At 68.9% G+C, this 17,182-nt stretch carries 11 protein-coding genes; 7 read left to right on the forward strand and 4 right to left on the reverse strand.

Annotation, left to right across the window (positions count from 1 at the left end; translation table 11 throughout):
* Positions 1–345 precede the first annotated feature (345 nt).
* The 5 genes from MLG87_RS00235 (at position 346) to MLG87_RS00255 (ending at position 6,761) form a co-directional block, all read left to right on the forward strand.
* Entirely contained in the window at positions 346–1,413 is a 1,068-nt protein-coding gene (locus tag MLG87_RS00235; RefSeq protein WP_243293232.1) for an NHL repeat-containing protein, read from the forward strand.
* A 58-nt stretch (positions 1,414–1,471) separates the two neighbouring features.
* Positions 1,472–2,134, forward strand: a complete 663-nt coding sequence (locus MLG87_RS00240; RefSeq protein WP_243293233.1) for a cytochrome c3 family protein — start codon at positions 1,472–1,474, stop codon at positions 2,132–2,134.
* A gap of 83 nt (positions 2,135–2,217) precedes the next feature.
* The gene (locus MLG87_RS00245) at positions 2,218–3,981 is read left to right on the forward strand and encodes a hypothetical protein (RefSeq protein ID WP_243293234.1); all 1,764 of its coding nucleotides are present in this window, start codon (positions 2,218–2,220) and stop codon (positions 3,979–3,981) included.
* On the forward strand, positions 3,978–5,168 hold the full coding sequence (locus MLG87_RS15965) for a cytochrome c3 family protein (protein WP_279341024.1): 1,191 nt from the start codon (positions 3,978–3,980) through the stop codon (positions 5,166–5,168). The genes MLG87_RS00245 and MLG87_RS15965 overlap by 4 nt, the downstream gene beginning before the upstream one ends.
* 36 nt (positions 5,169–5,204) lie before the next feature.
* A complete protein-coding gene (locus MLG87_RS00255; protein WP_243293235.1) occupies positions 5,205–6,761 on the forward strand; it encodes a peptidylprolyl isomerase in 1,557 nt (518 codons plus the stop codon).
* 81 nt (positions 6,762–6,842) lie between these two features.
* On the opposite strand, the gene MLG87_RS00260 is transcribed toward MLG87_RS00255, so the two are convergent.
* From MLG87_RS00260 to MLG87_RS00270, 3 genes are all read right to left on the reverse strand, one after another.
* Complete coding sequence (locus tag MLG87_RS00260) at positions 6,843–9,887, reverse strand: cytochrome c3 family protein (RefSeq protein ID WP_243293236.1); 3,045 nt, start codon at positions 9,885–9,887, stop codon at positions 6,843–6,845.
* Positions 9,888–10,292: 405 nt separating this feature from the next.
* Positions 10,293–10,991 carry a cytochrome c3 family protein gene (locus MLG87_RS00265; RefSeq protein WP_243293237.1) on the reverse strand — a complete coding sequence of 233 codons (699 nt, stop codon included), beginning with the start codon at positions 10,989–10,991 and terminating at the stop codon, positions 10,293–10,295.
* 266 nt (positions 10,992–11,257) lie between these two features.
* On the reverse strand, positions 11,258–12,313 hold the full coding sequence (locus tag MLG87_RS00270; RefSeq protein ID WP_243293238.1) for a tartrate dehydrogenase: 1,056 nt from the start codon (positions 12,311–12,313) through the stop codon (positions 11,258–11,260).
* A 543-nt stretch (positions 12,314–12,856) separates the two neighbouring features.
* On the opposite strand from MLG87_RS00270, the gene MLG87_RS00275 reads away from it, so the two are divergent.
* The gene (locus MLG87_RS00275) at positions 12,857–14,212 is read left to right on the forward strand and encodes an anion permease (RefSeq protein WP_425250875.1); all 1,356 of its coding nucleotides are present in this window, start codon (positions 12,857–12,859) and stop codon (positions 14,210–14,212) included.
* 58 nt (positions 14,213–14,270) lie between these two features.
* Here MLG87_RS00275 and MLG87_RS00280 read toward each other — a convergent pair whose 3' ends face one another.
* Entirely contained in the window at positions 14,271–15,608 is a 1,338-nt protein-coding gene (locus MLG87_RS00280; protein ID WP_243293240.1) for an anaerobic C4-dicarboxylate transporter, read from the reverse strand.
* A gap of 197 nt (positions 15,609–15,805) precedes the next feature.
* Between MLG87_RS00280 and MLG87_RS00285 the strand changes: the two genes are divergently transcribed.
* The gene (locus MLG87_RS00285; protein ID WP_243293241.1) at positions 15,806–17,170 is read left to right on the forward strand and encodes a bifunctional type I 3-dehydroquinate dehydratase/shikimate dehydrogenase; all 1,365 of its coding nucleotides are present in this window, start codon (positions 15,806–15,808) and stop codon (positions 17,168–17,170) included.
* The last annotated feature ends 12 nt before the right edge of the window (positions 17,171–17,182 follow it).

The following is a 17,182-nucleotide window of genomic DNA, read 5'->3' on the forward strand; positions in this document are numbered from 1 at the left end:
CCCCCCCCCCCCCCCCCCCCCCCCCCCCCCCCCCCCCCCCCCCCCCCCCCCCGCCCCCGCCCCCCCCCCCCCCCCCCCCCCCCAGATCTGTGGACCTGGATCCCTTGAGCGTAGAGAGATTTTGCTTTTCACGATGACGATGTGATCTATGCCGTGTAACGCGCCTGGGTTGTGGTTGCCAACAAGCAGGGTGGTGGTTGGTTTTGGCCAGGAAAAAACACCTAGATGACAAAAATCACAAAAATAGATGACCCATAGTTCGCTTATGGGCCCTATGGTTCGGGGGTCGGCTGACAGGTTCCTGTGACGTTGTCCGATGCAAGACATCCGCGAGGCAAAAAAGCCATGTTCAAGCGTTCCACCCTGCTGTCCGTTGCCCTCGCGTGCGTCGCGAGCGCGACGGCGCCTCTGTCCGCGCAGAAGCCCGCCGCGCCTCCCGTGGCGCAGGACGAGGTCCTGGCCTGGCCGCCACCGCCGTCTCCCACCCGCATCAAGTGGGTAGCCGAGTACCGCAACGCTTTCGATGTGGGCGCCAAGAAGAAACGCAGCTTCATCGACCGGTTGGCCGGCAAGTCCGAGGACGTGATCTGGCTCCAGCGGCCCCTCTCGGTGGCGGTGGATGACAAGGGCGTGATCTTCGTGGGCGACTTCACGGCCGGCGTGGTGGCCATGGATCCCGCCGCCAAGAAGATCTGGGCTTTTTCAACACTCAGCGGCACCACCCTGGCCACGCCCACGGGCCTGGCCGTGGACTCCAAGCTGGTCTACGCCGCGAGCGCCAACACGAACCAGGTGGTGGTCTTCGACAAGGAGGGCCGCCAGCTCAGCGCCCTCACGAAGAACGACGGCATCAACCGGCCCGTGGGCCTGGCCGTGGACGAGGCACGGGACCTCCTCCTCGTGGTGAACGGGGGTGAGCACACGGTGCGCCTCTACAACCGGAGTCTCAAACTCCTCAAGACCATCGGTGGCCGGGGCAGCGAGGAGGGCCAGTTCAACTTCCCGTCCTACGCCTGCATCGTGCCCGGGGTGGGCTTCGCGGTGGTGGACACCGGCAATTTCCGCATCCAGATCTTCGACTTCAACGGCCGCTTCATCCGGGCCTTCGGCAAGGCCGGCGACATGCCGGGCCAGGTGTCCCGGCCCAAGGGCATCGCTGTGGATCCCGACGGGCACCTCTACGTGGCGGACGGCGCCTTCTGCAATTTCCAGATCTTCGACCAGGAGGGCCGGATCCTCCTGCCCGTGGGCACGGGCGGTACCCGCAAGGGCCAGTTCCAGGTGCCCACCGGCATCGCCATCGACGCCAGCGGCGGCATCTACGTGGCCGATCAGATCAACGGACGCATCCAGAAATTCCAGTATTTGCGGGAGGAGAAGGGGGCATCGGCCCCCCAACCCGCCCCGCAATAACAGCAACACGCTGTTCTCTCCCCCCCACCCCCCCCCCAACCACCCATGAGGTGAAACCATGAAGTCCCTTCTCGTCGCCCTCCTGGCCGTCGGCTCGCTGAGCCTGAACGCGACCATCGTCGGCTCCAAGCACGACCTCAGCAGCACGGGCCCTGGCGGCAAGACCAACACCACCCAGGTCTGCGTGTTCTGCCACACCCCCCACGGAGCCGCCAGCGGCGCCGCCCAGATCGTGCCCCTGTGGAACAAGACCACCACGGTCACCACCGGCTTCTCGATGTACACCAGCGGGACGCTGAACGGCACCACGGACGCCACCCCCACCGGCGCTTCCATGGCCTGCTTCACCTGCCATGACGGCACCCAGGCCGTGGGCAACATGATCAACCTGCCCAACGACATCGCCTCCGTCACCTACACGGCCGGCGGCCAGCTGCTCGGCACCGGCCTCGTGTCCGGCACCGCCCTGCTCGGCAAGGACCTCACCAACGACCACCCGATCTCCATCACCTACCAGCAGAACCTGGACTCGACCCTGAAGGATCCCACGACCTTCGCGGCCGGCACCGTTCGCCTGTTCCCCACCAACGCGAACGGCTCCAAGGTGCAGTGCGCCTCCTGCCACGACGTGCACAACTACGGCACCGCCGGCACCACCGCGCCCTTCCTGCGCGTGAGCATGGTCGGTTCCGCTCTCTGCACCTCCTGCCACCTCAAGTAGCAGGAACGTCGGTCTAGACCCGCGGGGGGTGGGCCTCCACCCGCCCTCCGCTTTTCTTCTGGCCTCCCTCCCGAAGGTCTGTTGTGAAGCTCTGTCTTCTCACCCTGGTGCTCGTGGGCGCGTCCGTCGCGGCCCGGGCCGAGGACTGCCCGCTGATCCTCAACCAGCGGTTCCAGCTCCACTACAACCAGTGGCAGTCGAATCAGGCGCCAACCATGGCGACCACGCAGGCCGTCTACGAAGTGGACGCGGGCGTTCCGGTCTTCACCTACCGCCTGGGGGCCCTGGCCCTCAACGGCGCGTTGGAATACAACCGGCTGGCCTACGGCGACGCCACGGATTCCGATGCCGGAATCAGCCGCTACGGGGCGCGCCTCAGCCTCTTCCCCTACCGCCCCTTTCGTCTTTATCTGGATTACCAGCACTCCCAGTCGCCGGACCTCTTCGATTCCGGCCGCGTGAAGGGCGATACCTGGGGCGCCGGCGTCACCTACCACAGCCGCATCCTCCAGGATGTCCGCCTCTCCTACCGGCACGGGGACTCGAAGCTGGGAGACGAGCGCGAGGATTGGTCTCAGTGGAAGCTGGAGGCGAATCAGCGCGTGGGCGGCACCCAGGTGACCTTCCAGTCCCTCCGTCAGGACTACGAAACCCGCATCCCGGGCCAGGGTTGGCGCTACTTCCAGGCGAACCTGGACACCGAAACCCATTCGGCCGCCGACTGGACGCTGCGGACCCGGTCCCAGTTCCAGGATTCCATCAGCAGCAGCTGGTTCGATCTCGGCGCCACCTTCTACGGTCCCATCAGCGGCGCCTGGCATTCCCTCACCAACGCCTCCGCCGGAGCCAGCACCGCCGGGGACACCCGCACGGGTCACACCTTCGCTTCCGAATCCCTGGTCTATGCCGCCGGACGCTGGAACGCCTACGGTACCGGCGCCATGAGCCGCACCCTCACGGATGCCGCGGGTCAGGACACCCGGATGGACTCCGGAACCCTCGGCGGCACCTACACACTGACCCAGGACTGGCGGATCCACGGCGACGTGGGCGTCTCGGCCTTCGAGCAGGGCCTGCCGAATCTCACCCTCCGGCGCACCACCACGACCATGAACCTCGGCATCGCCCGCGGCGGCGATGTGCCCGAGCTCATCCGGCACACCCTCTTCTTCCTCAGCGACTGGACCTTCACCCGCCGGACCCGGGACGAGTATCCCCCCGACTACGTGCCCTCGGAGCTGGCCCAGGAGCTGTTCCAGCGGCGCATGCGGCAGTCGGGCAACTTCGGCTTCACGGCGGACCTCTGGCGCATCTCCGACAATGCCAGCCAGGGCCGGGTGGACTGGGCCCGGGTGACGGGCCAGGTCCAGACCCGTGGGCGCCTCACGCTCTATATGGCAGGGGACTACAAGGATGATCGCGGCCTCTCCCAGCCCGGCGTCGACGCGCGGAACACCGACCTGATGATGAACGGCTCCTACCAGCTGGGCATCACGTCGATCACCGCCTCCGCCGGCTACTCCAGCAACAGCCAGCGCCTCACCCCGGGGGCGGCGACCTCCATGACGACCTGGACCGGCGCCCAGGACGAATCGAGCCGCCACTATTCGCTGGGAGTCACCACCCGCCTGGGAAAGGTCCCCGTGGGCGCCCTGGCCCAGCGCTTCGATGCGGTCCTCACCCCGGCGGCCACGACCCTCTACACCTGGGCGGACTTCAGCTTCCGGCAGGTCTCGCTCCGGGTGCGCTACGAGACCACCCGCATGGACAATGGACTCCGCAGCAGCCGCGTCACGGTGGACCTGCTGCGCTGGTTCGACACCATCTGCTCGAGGTCCTGGCGATGAGGCGATTCCTCCTGGGTGCCGCGATTGTGGGGCTGGCGCTGGTTCCGGTGCGGAGCCAGGCCATCCGGCCGCCCCAGCCCGTCCAGGCCCGGGGCGGCCCCTCCCTCGCCCACGCGGCCTGCGCCGCCTGCCACCAGGGCCACCGGGCCGTGACGCCCGCCCGGTCCAAGGCCGGCCGCGGAAACCCCGACCGGGCCTGCCTGGCCTGCCACGAGGGGACGAACCTCGCCACCACCGCGGACCGGGCCCCCAAGCTCACCCCCGCGAGCGGCCAGGGCTCCGGCCACCTCAGGGACCGCCTCGGCGCCCGCCGGTCCACCGACTACAAGCGGATCGTCCGGAATGGCGGCAAGGTGCTGACGCTCACCCAGGACTGCACGGGCTGCCACGACCCCCATGGCAAGGAACGGGGCCGCCTGCGCCTCACGGCCTTCGACACCCGCGGCCAGCTCCTGGACCGCCGGCCCCAGTCCGTGGCCGAGGTGTGCTTCGGCTGCCACGCGGGTTCCGAGGCGGCGCCCCTGCTGTCCGGGCCCGCCGACCTGGGCGCCCTCTTCGCCAAGGGCGCCGCCTCCAGCCATGCCATCGGAGCCACGGCCGCGGGCCGCCCCGACCTTCCCAGCTTGCGGACCTCCACCTTCCGGGACCCCCTCGACTGCGGATCCTGCCACGACAATCCGGACCCCACGGGCGCCAAGGGGCCCCACGTCTCCTCCCAGGCCTCCCTCCTGAAGGCCGCCTTCGGCCGGGAGAAGGACCTGGCCCGGCTGGGAGAGCGCGCCGGCGACCTCTGCTTCCTCTGCCACGACCGGCAGTCCATCCTCGCCAACCAATCCTTCCCCTTCCATGCCCAGCACCTGAGCGGCTTCACCGGCAGCGGCTCCGTGGCGGCCCAGCGGCGGGCCCCGGCCCTCTCCGAGGCGGCGGCGGTGCTGGGTCTGCGCTCGCCCCGGGACTTCCGGCCCGGGCGCAGCGGGGCCTTCCAGCCCGGCTACGGCGAGCCCACCACCTGCGCCACCTGCCATGCTTCCCACGGTTCCCTGCGCCAGGCCTCCCTCATCGAGTTCGACCGGTCCGTGGTGGGCGCCTCCTCCGTGGGCGCGCCCTCCTTCCAGCGGTCCGGCCTCGGCCACGGCACCTGCACCCTCAGCTGCCACGGCTACGACCACGTGCAGACGCGCTATTGATCGCGGGCCATCCAGGCGTTCTTCCAGGAGCTTTCCATGCATGACGCCCCCTCGCTACGGAACGGCTTCACCCGGATCCAGATGGCGATCCTGGCGGGCGCACTCGGGCTGGGTCCTACCGTGACGGCGGCGCCCACCCGGCGCCCGGCCCGCACGGTCGATGCCGAGTCGGAGCGCCTGAAAGTCATCCGGGCGGCGGCGCCGGGCTTATCTGACGAGGCGGCGAGAGTCAGGCTCGCCCGGCTGGAGAAGGCCTGGGCGCTGGCCACGGCCAAGGGGCTCCTGAAGACGCCCGAGTGGCAGGAGCGGCGTCAGGAGGGGCGTCAGGCTGTGCTGGGGAAGGCCTACCTCGACACCCGGCCAAGCCACGGCGCCATGACCGAGGCGCAGATCAAGGCCGCCTTCCTGGCCCAGGGCGAGGAACGCCGGGTCTCGCACCTGCTGTGCAAGACCCGGGAGGAGGCCGCGGCCGCCCTGAAGCGCCTCCAGGCCGGCGAGGCCTTCGAGAAGGTGGCGGCGGAGGTGTCCGTGGATCCCAGCGCGGCCCAGAACCGCGGCGACCTGGGCTGGATCCGCCAGAAGCAGATGGTGACCGCCTTCGGTGATCCCGTGTTCGCCGCACCCGTGGGGGCGCTGGTGGGCCCCCTCCAGAGTGAGTTCGGCTGGCATGTCGCCAAGGCCTGGGAAGCCCGGCGCGAGACGGAGGCGGACTTCGCCGTGCGCCGGGACGCCCTGCTGAAGGAGGCGGCGGCCACCCAGATGAAGATGAGGCGGGAGGCGGCCCTGGAGGCGCTCCGCCCACGGTATCCCCTGGTTCCCGATCTGGCCGTGCTTGGCGCGGACCGTACCACGGAGACTCTGCCAGGCGATGAGAAGAAAGTCGCGGGCCGGGTGGCTGGGACGGCCATCAGCCTGCGGACCCTCAAGCGCCACCTGGTGGATGTCCTCAAGACCATGGGTTCGAGCCACTCCCTGGGCGCGGCCACCAAGGCCCGGTTCATGGAAGGCGTGGCGGACGACATCCGTCTGTCCGAAGCGGCCCGCAAGCAGGGGCTGGATCGCCGCCCCGAGATCCAGGCCACTCTCTGGCTGGAAGAGCGGGAACGCGCCTACGCCCGGTATGCGGAGGCCTTCCTCGCCGAGGTGCAGGTGTCCGAGGTCGAGCTGGCGAAGCACCACGAGACCTTCCCCGATCGGTTCCGGCAGGTGGGCGGTCTGCGCCTGCAGGTGCTGGTGGCCGATTCCAAGGACGAGGTGGATGCGGCCCTGAATGGGGTGCGGACCGGCCTGCCCTGGCGGGAGGCCGTGGCGCAGTACGCCAACGCCGAGGCCACGGGCAACCCCGAACCCGGTTGGGTGGAGGTAGCCTCACTCAAAACGCTGGTGCCCCCCACGCTCATGCAGGCTCTCCTGGCAGGCCCCCTGGGCCAGCCGGTGGGCCCCATGCTGGGTCCGGACGGCTACATGATCTTCAACGCCCTGGAGCGCCGCCCCGGTCCCGTGATGTCCCTGGAGGAGTGCCGGGAGGCCGTGCGGGCGGACTACCTCAAGGCGCATGGCCAAGATCTGGTGGAGCGCAGTCTGGGCGACTGAAAGCCGCTGGGAAGACGCCGAAGCCCCCGGGTGACCGGGGGCTTCGGCGTGGGGGCGGACAGCTCCCCTGGGAATGCGGTCCTACGCGTGGCAGGCACCGCAGCCGGAGACGGCCAGCAGCTTCGGACTCTTGGAAAAGTGGGGCTGGTGGCAGGAGAGGCAGGTCAAAGGCTTGCCCGTGGCCTTGATGGTGCGGTCCGAGGTCGGATGGTTGGCCACCGGGTGGCTGGCCTTCTTGTCCTTGTGGCAGCTCAGGCAGAGGCTCTGCACGTTTCCGCGGGGGAAGCCCTTGGCGTCGCCGCCATGGGCCGTGTGGCAGGTGGCGCACTGGCCGTCCATCACGGGCTTGTGTCGGGAGGCTGCCTTGGTGGCCTCGTCCCGCAGTCCGTCGTGGCACTGGAGGCAGAGGTCCCGCGGATTGCCCGCCAGCAGCGAGGGCCGGCTGGAGGCGTGGGGCGTGTGGCAGGCGGTGCACTCGCCGTTGGCCACGGGAGGATGGGGGAAGGCCTTCTTGGCGGCGGCGGCGACGCCGTCGTGGCAGTTGAAGCAGAGTCCGGGCATGGCCTCGCTGGTCGCGAAGGGCTTGGTCGAGGCGGCGTCCGCATGGCAGGTGCTGCAGCCACCTTCCGCCACCGGCGGGTGGGCCGTGGCCTTGAGCATGCCGCCGTTGTTCGAGCCGTGGGGATCGTGGCAGGTGGCGCAGTCCTTGGCGGACACGGGGTAGCCCTTGTGGGCCTTCCTCAGGTCCCCGGCGTCGTGGCAGCTGACGCAGAGCTCCTCCACGGGCTGGAGGAGGCCCTTGGCCAGCTTGCCCGTGTGGGCCGCGTGGCAGCTGAGGCATTCGCCGGACGCCGCGGGCGGGTGGGCGTGCTTCGACTTCACCGCCGTGGCGATGGCCGTGTGGCAGCCGAGGCAGAGGTCGAGGGGCTTCTGGCGGAGCAGGCGCTGGGCCTCGGTCTGGTGGGGCGCGTGACAGTCGCGGCAGCTGCCCTCCAGGTAGGGCTTGTGTCCCCAGCCGCCCTTGGGCGCCTCGGCCTTCTCGTGGCAGGTGAGGCAGATCTGGCTGCCGGGCTTCTCCAGCAGGGCCTCGCTCTTCGAGGCGTGGGGCCGGTGGCAGGACAGGCACTCGCCGCCCTTGAAGGGCTGGTGCTGGGTGGCGCCGGCCTTGGGCTCCAGGTCCGGGTGGCAGCCCTGGCAGAGCTGGGGCACGGGCTGGTCCAGGCGGGGCGTGCCCGCCGGGAGCTTGGCGCCGGGGGCCAGTGAGGTGTGGCAGTTGGCGCAGTTCTCCAGGAAGGGCGGATGGGCGCCCTTGAGGATCAGGCCCTTCTTGGTTGAGGTGTGCGGCTCGTGGCAGCCCAGGCAGTCCACCTTCGCGAGGGAGCCCGTGAGGTGCTTCCGGCCCAGGGCCTCGTCCGCGAGGTCATGGCAGGTCGCGCAGGTCTCCTGGATCTTCGGGGAGGCCAGCAGGGCCGGTCCGCTGCCAGAGTGGGGGCTGTGGCAGCTGCTGCACTGGCCATCGTTCACGGGGGAGTGCACGACCTGGAACTTGTCCTTGCGGGTGTGGCAGGCGTAGCAGCCCTCGGGCTGGTCGCGCTTGAGGAACTTGGCCTGGTCGCCGCCGTGAGGATCGTGGCAGGCGAGGCAGCCGCGCTTGCCAGTGGCGGGCTGGTGCTTGGCGTCGCCCTTCATGAGGTCGCCGTGGCAGGTGGTGCAGAGTTTCTCCGTGTCGTCCTTCAGGAGCTTCACGAGGGCGCCGCCGTGGGGCGTGTGGCAGGCGCTGCACTGGCCGTTCTTCACGGGGGCATGGAGCACCTTGCGCTTCACGATCTTCTCGTGGCAGGCGCCGCAGGCGGCCAGCTCGCCGCCCTTGATGAGCTTGGCGGAATCTGAGGCGTGGGGCGTGTGGCAGGCGAGGCACTGGCCCTTCTTCGCCGGAGCATGGGCCACCTCGCCCTTCGCCACGCCCGTGTGGCACGTGGCGCAGAGCGTCTCTCCGGGCTGCTTCAGGACGGGAGCCGTGGCGCTGGCGTGGGCCTCATGGCAGGTGAGGCAGTCGCCCTGGGCGGCCGGCGCGTGCTGGCTCTTGCCCTTGACGAGGTCCGCGTGGCAGGTGAGGCAGAGCTGCTTCGCGGGCGCGGTGAGGAGGGCCTTCTCCTTCGAGTCGTGGGGGCGGTGGCAGTCCATGCAGGCGCCGTCCCGGAAGGGCGGATGCAGGGACTTCCCCTTGGCGAGGTCCGTGTGGCAGCCGGCGCACAGCTCCTGGGGCGGGGCCGTGAGGAGGCCCTTGGCGTCCCCGGCATGGGGCCGGTGGCAGGTGAGGCAGTCGCCGTCCTTCGCCGGCTGGTGCTGCACGCCGGGGCCGGGCAGGGGGCCGTGGCAGTCGAGGCACAGCTCCGGCACGGCCTTCGCCAGCTTCACGGCGCCGCCGGCGGCGGGCGCGTGGCAGTCGGCGCAGGAGCCCGGCGCGAAGGGGGCGTGCACGCGGTCGCGGAGCAGGCCCTTGGCCGCGCCGCCGTGGGGGTTGTGGCAGGTGGCGCAGGCCGCCGCCTTCAGGGGGAAGCCGCCATGCGTCTTCGAGAGGCCGGCCACGTCGTGGCAGGTGTCGCACTGGCCCGGGACACCCGCCTTCAGGAGGCTGCGCGTGGCGGAGGGATGGGGCTGGTGGCAGGCGAGGCAGTCGTCCGTCGCGGGATGGGGATGGGCCGAGGTGGTGCGGGCCTTGATGTCCGCGTGGCAGGAGAGGCACAGCTCCTGCGCGTCCTTCCGGAGCAGGCGCTTCCGTCCCGTGTCGTGGGTGCCGTGGCAGGCCCCGCACTCGCCCTTGGACTCGAACCGGTGCGCCGGGCGCTCGTCCGCGGCGGGCTTGAAGCCCTTGTGGCAGATGGTGCAAAGAGCCCGGCCACCGCCCTCGTGGAGGATGTTGACGTTCGCGGCGCCGTGGGGCCTGTGGCACCACTGGCACTTCCCGTCGAGCAAGGGCTTGTGGGCCGTGGCGGGAGAGGCGGCCTGACGAACCTTGGGATGGCAGTCCTGGCAGGTTCGGGGCGTGTCCGCGGCCCGGCAGGGCACGAGGCCCGCCAGCAGGGCAAACAGAAGGAAAGCGAGGGTCCGGCGTGGGGGGGTCATGGCGTCGGCGGTCTCAGAAAGGTGCCCAGTGGGGGGGATGGGCATACCTCATCTTAGTGTCATCTTTGCTTTGACCAAGACCTCACGCAGGTTCTCGGCGAAGGTCTTGCCCACGAAAAGTCGCCTGGATTTGGTTAATTCCGGTATGCCGAATGGTGGGGGGATGGATGATGAGCCTTGGACTGTCATGGGAGGGTCACGGGATTGTCCGAGCCTCACTCCATGCCATCTGGTTTCCGAAGACAACATTTTTGGAGGTGCTTCTGGGTCGACGGTCGGTGAGCCGTCTGATCTTCCCCGTCCGGTGATCCACGTTCCGCGGCAGGTGATGCCGGTCACGATTCGCCCGACCCGGCGGCGGCCCGTCCTTGCACACCCTCGGGGGTGCGATCGAGAACCCGGGCATCACTTCTTGTGGCAGCTCCGGCAGAGGAAAGAGCCCTCCATGGTCGCTCGCAGGAACGGTGCCGTGGTTCCGGGTGTGCCGTAGTTGTGGACGTCATGGCAGGAGGAACATTGCACCTTCGCGCCCGTGACGTTCTCCGGATAGAGGCGCACGGCGACGAGGGAAGCCGCCGGCTGGAGACCGGTGTCCAGGTTGTCCTGGTAGGTGATGGAGATGGGGTGATCGTTGCTCAGGTCGGTCCCGACCAGGGCTCTGCCGCTGCTGATGCGACCGGTGCTTGGGCTGACGCCGCCCCTGGCGCTGACGTAGGTGTCGTTGCCGCCGCCGAGCGGAGCGACCACCAAGGAACCCACGGCCACCGAGCCGTCGTGGCAGGATAGGCAGGCCAGGCTGGGCCCCGTGGGTTGCGAGTCCACAGTGCCCTTGAGGTCCGCGCCAGCATGGTTCGTGTTGTTGTACATCGTGAACGCCGCGACGGTGGTGGTGTGGTTCCAGTCTGGGATGAGCTTTGAGCTGCTTCCGCCACCGGAGTTGTGGACTGTGTGGCAGAACACGCAGGACCTGGTCGCCAGGGTCACGGAGTTCAATCCCGTGATGCTCAGGTCGTGGGCTGTTCCGTCCACGCCCGTGACGGGGGGAAGCGCCAGGAGAAGGGTCGGTGCGAGGACGAGGGCAAAGGCACGTAGGCAGATGCGCATGGCGGTCTCCTTCAGCCCTGCTATCGGCTCCTATGGGAATTTAAATAACTTGAAAGTTCACTGAAACAAAAAAATACAAGAATGTCTGCTTTAAGCGCAACGGAGCGCACACGGCGAAAGTCCCCCGAGATGGAGTCCGGCGAGTCCTTCGAACCCGCATCCAACATGGGCGAGCTTTTCGTGTCTGTGAGTGGCTTCTCGGCCGCCTGCGCAGGCTTCTTTAATCAGCCGAGGCGCACGAGGCGGCCGATGGGTGGTGCGCTGAGTCACACCGCGTCGGCGATGGCCTTGCCCATGTCGGAGGTGCTGGCCTTGCCGCCCATGTCGGGGGTGCGGGGGCCGGTGGCGAGGACCTTCTCGATGGCGGCCACGACAGAGGCGGCAGCTTCGGGGCAGCCCAGGTGATCCAACATCATGGCCCCGGCCCAGATCTGGCCCACGGGGTTGGCGATGCCCTTGCCGTAGATGTCCGGCGCCGAGCCGTGGACGGGCTCGAACATGGAGGGGAACTCCCGCTCGGGATTGAGGTTCGCGCTGGGAGCGATGGCGATGGTGCCCGTGCAGCCGGGGCCCAGGTCCGAGAGGATGTCACCGAAGAGGTTGGAGCCCACCACCACGTCGAACCAGTGCGGGTTGCGCACGAAGTGGGCGCAGAGGATGTCGATGTGGAACTGGTCCACCTTCACCTCGGGGTACTTCGAGGACATGGCCTTCACCCGCTCGTCCCAGTAGGGCATGGTGATGGCGATGCCATTGGACTTGGTGGCCGAGGTGAGGTGCTTCTTCGAGCGCTTCTGGGCCAGGTCGAAGGCGTATTTCAGGATGCGGTCCACGCCCTGGCGGGTGAAAACCGTCTGCTGCGTGGCCATCTCCTGGTCCGTGCCTTCGTAGAGGCGCCCGCCGATGCTGGAGTATTCGCCCTCGTTGTTCTCGCGGACCACGATGAAGTCGATGTCGCCCACCTGGCGTCCGGCGAGGGGGCAGGGCACGCCGGGCATGAGTTTCACCGGGCGCACGTTGGCGTACTGCTTGAACCCGCGCCGGATGGGAATGAGCAGGCCCCAGAGCGAGACATGGTCCGGCACGCCGGGGAAGCCCACGGCGCCGAGGAAGATGGCGTCGTGGTGGCGGATCCGGTCGAGGCCGTCCTCGGGCATCATGCGGCCGGTCTCCAGGAAGTACTCGCAGCTCCAGGGGAACTGATCCCATTGGAAACGGAGGCCATGTTTCGCCGCGGCGGCCTCCAGCACCCGGATGCCTTCGGGCACCACTTCCTTGCCGATGCCGTCGCCAGGAATGGCCGCGATCCTCAAGTCGCGCATGGGGCGCTCCTGTGAAAAAGCTGCAAATGTATCTAATCGACGACGGTATGAGGCCGAAAGGCTGCACAGATACCTCTTCACACTATGCGACTCAGGGGTAGACTACGCACCGAAATTCGACCCCCTTTCCATACATGGAGGCTCCTCATGAGCCACGAACCCGTTTCAGGAACGGCCCCGGGCGGAGGCCTGTCTGGTTGGCAGGGCGCCAGGCCCGTTCCGGCGTTGGCCACCCTGGCCCTCGGCCTGATCTTGTACTTCGGGCTGCCTCAGATGGTATCGGTGCCGGACGCCAAGCTCTTCACCGGCCAGCCCGCGGCTCCCAAGCCGGCTGCGGCTGCGCCCGCGAAACCCGCGGCCAAGCCCGCCGCGCCGGCGGTGGCGCCGGTCACGGCTCCGGTTTCGGCCAAGGCCCTGACCAAGGCCCAGCAGGAAGCCAAGGCGAAGGCGGAGGCGGAAGCCAAGGCCAAGGTCGAGGCTGAGGCCAAAGCCAAGGCGGAAGCCGAGGCGAAGGTGAAGGCCGAGGTTGAGGCCAAAGCCAGGATGGATGCCGAGGCCAAGCGGAAGGCGGACTGGGTGCGCGGGCTGCACCTCTTCGCCATCTTCGTGAGCACCATCGTGGGGATCATCGTCAAGGCGCTGCCCATGGGCGCGGTGGCCATGGTCGGCATCGCGATCACGGCCCTGTCGGGCACCCTCGGCATCGCGGATTCCATCAGCGGGTTCTCCGATGTGACGATCTGGCTCATCGTCCTGGCCTTCTTCATCTCGCGGGGCTTCATCAAGACGGGGCTGGGCGCCCGCATCGCCTACAACTTCATGGCGCTGCTCGGCAAGCGCACGCTGGGCCTCAGCTACGGGCTGGCGGCCACGGACCTGGTGCTGGCCCCGGCCATCCCCAGCAACACGGCCCGCGGCGGCGGCATCGTCATGCCGGTCATGGCCTCGCTGGCCCGCGCCTATGGAAGCAACCCCGGGGATGGGAGCGCCCGCAGGATGGGCTCGTTCCTGACGCTGGCGGCCTACCAGGTGAACTGCATCACCAGCGCCATGTTCCTCACGGCCATGGCGGCCAACCCCCTGGCGCAGAAGCTGGCGGGCGATCTCAAGGTGAACATCACCTGGGTGGGCTGGGCCCTGGCGGCCGTGGTCCCGGGCGTCGTCGCGCTACTGCTGATCCCGTTCATCATCTACCGCCTGCATCGGCCCGAGATCACCGAGACGCCGGAGGCCGTGGAGATGGCCAAGGGCCACCTGCGGGACCTCGGTCCCGTCAAGCGCCAGGAGTGGATGATGCTGGGCGTCTTCGTGCTGCTGCTGATCCTCTGGATCTTCGCCAAGCAGCTGGGCGACCTCAACGCGACCACCTCGGCGCTCACGGGGCTGGCGGTGCTGCTGATCTCCGGCGTCCTCACCTGGGACGACATCAAGGCCGAGACCGGCGCCTGGGACACCCTGGTGTGGTTCGCCGCTTTGGTGATGATGGCCAGCTTCCTCAACAAGCTGGGCATGGTGCCATGGTTCAGCAAGACCATGGGCGGCATGGTGGCCGGCAAGGGCTGGATCGCCGCCTTCCTCGTGCTGGCGCTGGTCTATTTCTACAGCCACTACTTCTTTGCCAGCAACACGGCCCACGTGGCCTCGATGTACGCCGCGTTCCTCGGCGTCTCCATCGTGGCCGGCGCGCCGCCCGTGCTGGCGGCCCTGGTGCTCGCCTTCTTCAGCAATCTCTTCGCGGGGATGACCCACTACGGGACAGGCCCGGCGCCGGTGCTTTTCGGCACCGGCTATGTGGAGCTCGGAACCTGGTGGCGGACGGGGCTCATCGTGAGCGTCGTGAACATCATCATCTGGGTGGGCCTCGGTGGCCTGTGGTGGAAGGTGCTGGGTCTTTGGTAGCTGTTCCACATGCGAAAAAGCCCCGCCACGGCGGGGCTTTTTCGCATGGGAACGGTGTTCAGGCGAAGAGCTTCGACAGCCCGAAGGCGACGCAGGTGGAGACGCTGACGCCGATGAGGCCAGGGATCATGAAGCTGTGGTTGAGGAGGTACTTGCCGATCCGCGTGGTGCCGGTTCGGTCCATGTTGATGGCGGCGAGGTCGCTGGGGTAGAAGGCGAAGAAGAAGTAGGCGTAGCTGGCGGGGATGAGACCCAGCAGCAGGGGCGTGGGCAGGCCCAGGGCGTAGCCGAAGGGCAGCATGATGGTGAGCGTGGCGGCCTGGCTCTTCACGAAGGCGGACACGGCGAACATGGCGATGGCGAAGGTCCAGGGGGCCATCTGCACCATGGCCTTGATGTGGGCCACCAGGTAGCCCTCGTTGGCCTTGATGAAGGTCTCGCTCATCCAGGCGATGCCGAAGATGGAGACGACGGCGATCATGCCCGCGATGAAGACGCTGGAGCGGGCGATCTCGGGGGCCTTCACTTCCGTGGCGAACAGGATGAAGGCGCCGAAGGCCAGCATGATGACCTGCACGACCGTGGTCATGGGGATGGGCTTGCCGTTCGCCATGGGCAGCAGGCCGGGCTTGAGGGCGATGAGCACGATGGTGAGCACGCCGGCGAAGAAGAGGCCCACGGAGAGCTTGGCCTTGAAGGGGATTACCTTGTCCAGGGTGGTGACGTCGCCTTCCAGGCCCTTGGCGAACTCGGGATCCTTCATGCGCTCGAGGAACTCGGGATCCTGGTCCAGCTCCTTGCCGCGGTTGAAGCTCCAGGCCGCCGCGGCCAGCACGCCGATGATGCCGGCGGGCAGGGTGATGCGCACGATGTCGAAGAGGCCCACGGGGTGGCCGTTCTTGGCGGCCATGGCCAGGAAGGTGGTGACCGCGGCGGCCACGGGGCTGGCGGTGATGCCCATCTGGGAGGCCACGCTGGAGATGGCCATGGGGCGCTCGGGCCGGATTCGGGTCTTGAGCGCCACGTCGGAGATGACCGGCAGCAGCGCGTAGACCGCGTGCCCGGTGCCCACGCAGACCGTGAGGAAGAAGGTCGAGAGCGGCGCCAGGATGGTCACGTACTTGGGGTGGGCGCGGAGGAGGCGCTCGGTGAGCTGCACCAGGTAGTCCAGGCCGCCCGCCACCTGGAGGGTGGCCGAGGCCGTCACCACCGCCAGGATGATGAGCATCACGTCCACGGGCGGGGTGCCGGGGGCCACGCGGAACAGCAGCACCAGCACGGCCACGCCCAGGCCGCCGATGAGGCCCAGGGCGACGCCGCCCTTGCGGATGCCAATCAGGATGGCGCCCAGGACCAGGATGAATTGGATCCAGAACATCAACGCGGGGGACAACATGAATTCTCCTTGAGATCGAGGAGGTTGGGTTTCTCAACCCCTCGCCCGGCGAGCGTAGCAGACCGATCGGTAATGAATGGTCGCTGTCATCACTTTCTTTAGTTGGTAAACCTTCCCCAGAGGTGGCAGGAGGACGCCGGGCCCGTCCCGCGCCGGCTCCGGGGCAGGCTACGATGACCTGTGAGCGCCTCCCGGTGATGCCCCTCCCCTTCCATCTGGTGACCTTGACCCACGCCACCTGGGACCGGGCCCTCGCCTGCGCCCGCAGCCTGGGTCCGGAGGCGCTGCCTGAGCTGAGGCTGGACCTCTTTCCCGGGGCTGAACCCGGGGACCTGGTCCGGGCACTCGGGGGTCGCTGCCTCGCGACCTGCCGGCGGCAGTCCGAGGGTGGCCGCTGGCCGGATGAGGACGAGGCAGGGCGGATGGCCCGCCTGCTGGAGGCTGTGGCGGCCGGACCAGCCTGGGTGGACCTGGAGTGGGACCTGCCGGTTCCCGCGGAGCTCCAGGCCGCGCGGCCTGGAATGGGCCTGCTGCGCTCGGTGCATGTGGCGCCCGGCGTCTTCGACCTGGACCAGCGGCTGGCGGCCCTCCCCGAAGGCGATGCCTTCAAGTGGGTGGGCTGGGCCGGGAGCCTCGGGGATTGCGGCCGGCTCAGACCTGCTCTCGCCGGGGCCCGGGAGCGTGGGATCGTCTTGTCGGCCTTCCTCATGGGGCCCAAGGGCCTCGCCACCCGGGCCCTGCAGGCCGCCTGGGGCGGCGCCTTCACCTATGCCGCTCCGGACAACGGGCCCGCGGCGGCCCCGGGGCAGCTTCCGCTCGCCACGCTCCGCGCCTGGCGCTGCGCGGACCTGCCCCGGACCTGCGGCGTCTGTGGCGTCATCGGAGATCCGGTGCTGCACTCCCGGGGCCCCGCCTTCCACAACCCCCGGTTCCAGGCAGCGAGCCGGGATCTGCTGTATGTCCCGCTCCTGTGCGGGGAGGCCGCCGAGGCCACGGAGGCCCTGGAGGCCCTCGGCATCCTCGGCCTCAGCATCACCGCCCCCCTCAAGCTGTCCCTGCCCCGGGCCCTCGGCCTGGAAGGCCCGCTGAACACGCTGTGGCGCCGGGGACCGGACGGCCCCTGGAGCGGCGCCAACACGGACGCCGAGGCGCTTGGACAAGCGCTGTCGCATCTCGCCCCCGGGCCCGTGCTGCTGCTCGGCGGGGGCGGGGTGGGGCGCACGAGCCGCCAGGTGCTGGAAGTCGCGGGCCGGCCCGTGCTGCAGGCCTCCCGCAAGGCGCCGGCCAGCCCCGCGGCGGTGGCCGCCTTCGCGCCCGTGGGCGTGGTGCAGGCCACGAGCCTGGGCATGAAGGCCGATGATCCCGCGCCGTTCCCCGATCTCCTGGAGGCCGCGCTGCCGTCGGCCTGCTGGGCGGTGGAGTGGATCTACAAGGAGGACACGGCCTTCGGAACCTGGGCCCGCCACGCCGGCCTCACGCTGGTGCCCGGCGCCTCCCTCTTCGAGGCCCAGGCCGAGGCCCAGAGCCGCCGCTTCATCGCCGACTGCGGCCGAGCTGGCTGATAGCTGACAGCT

Source organism: Geothrix mesophila (assembly GCF_022808835.1).
Classification (GTDB): domain Bacteria; phylum Acidobacteriota; class Holophagae; order Holophagales; family Holophagaceae; genus Geothrix; species Geothrix paludis.

Excerpts from the sequence above, each read along its gene's own strand:
- MLG87_RS15965 (WP_279341024.1), top strand. The coding sequence starts at position 3,978 with ATGAGGCGATTCCTCCTGGGTGCCGCGATTGTGGGGCTGGCGCTGGTT.
- MLG87_RS00260 (WP_243293236.1), bottom strand. The coding sequence starts at position 9,887 with ATGACCCCCCCACGCCGGACCCTCGCTTTCCTTCTGTTTGCCCTGCTG.
- MLG87_RS00265 (WP_243293237.1), bottom strand. The coding sequence starts at position 10,991 with ATGCGCATCTGCCTACGTGCCTTTGCCCTCGTCCTCGCACCGACCCTT.
- MLG87_RS00240 (WP_243293233.1), top strand. The coding sequence starts at position 1,472 with ATGAAGTCCCTTCTCGTCGCCCTCCTGGCCGTCGGCTCGCTGAGCCTG.
- MLG87_RS00280 (WP_243293240.1), bottom strand. The coding sequence starts at position 15,608 with ATGTTGTCCCCCGCGTTGATGTTCTGGATCCAATTCATCCTGGTCCTG.
- MLG87_RS00285 (WP_243293241.1), top strand. The coding sequence starts at position 15,806 with ATGCCCCTCCCCTTCCATCTGGTGACCTTGACCCACGCCACCTGGGAC.
- MLG87_RS00255 (WP_243293235.1), top strand. The coding sequence starts at position 5,205 with ATGCATGACGCCCCCTCGCTACGGAACGGCTTCACCCGGATCCAGATG.
- MLG87_RS00270 (WP_243293238.1), bottom strand. The coding sequence starts at position 12,313 with ATGCGCGACTTGAGGATCGCGGCCATTCCTGGCGACGGCATCGGCAAG.
- MLG87_RS00235 (WP_243293232.1), top strand. The coding sequence starts at position 346 with ATGTTCAAGCGTTCCACCCTGCTGTCCGTTGCCCTCGCGTGCGTCGCG.
- MLG87_RS00275 (WP_425250875.1), top strand. The coding sequence starts at position 12,857 with ATGGATGCCGAGGCCAAGCGGAAGGCGGACTGGGTGCGCGGGCTGCAC.